At 62.0% G+C, this 403-nt stretch carries 1 protein-coding gene; it reads right to left on the bottom strand.

Going from position 1 to position 403, the window contains the following annotated elements:
* On the bottom strand, positions 1-403 hold a 403-nt coding region (locus DNK49_RS23425), incomplete at both ends, for an ankyrin repeat domain-containing protein (protein ID WP_133255185.1).

The raw sequence follows: 403 nt of genomic DNA on the forward strand, positions 1-403 counted from the left end.
CCGTCACCGCGCCCCAGGTCCATGGTTTCGAAGAAGATGGGATCGACCAGCCCGAACAGGTTGGGATTGGCGCCGAAGTCGAAGAGCAAGGTGGCCAGTTTGAGGTTGCCCAGATTGACCGCGTAGTACAGCGGGGACCTTTTGGCGAGCGGATTTCGATATCCTGCTCCGGTAGGTGTGCGATAGCTGGGGTTGGCGCCCTGTTGCAGGAGCCAGCGGGCGGACGTGTATTGCTTGTTGCGGATTGCGAGGATCAGCGGGGTGAGATGATACGTCGCTCCGGGCTTGTCGATGAGTGCATGCACGTGGACCGGGTCCCAGTTGGTCACGGTGCCGTCGAGCACGGCATCGACCAGGGCGCGGTGCGCGGGATCGGGAAACTCGATCCGTAGGTCGACCTTGA

Origin of the sequence: Parazoarcus communis SWub3 = DSM 12120, from assembly GCF_003226565.1 — a bacterium.
GTDB lineage: Bacteria > Pseudomonadota > Gammaproteobacteria > Burkholderiales > Rhodocyclaceae > Parazoarcus > Parazoarcus communis.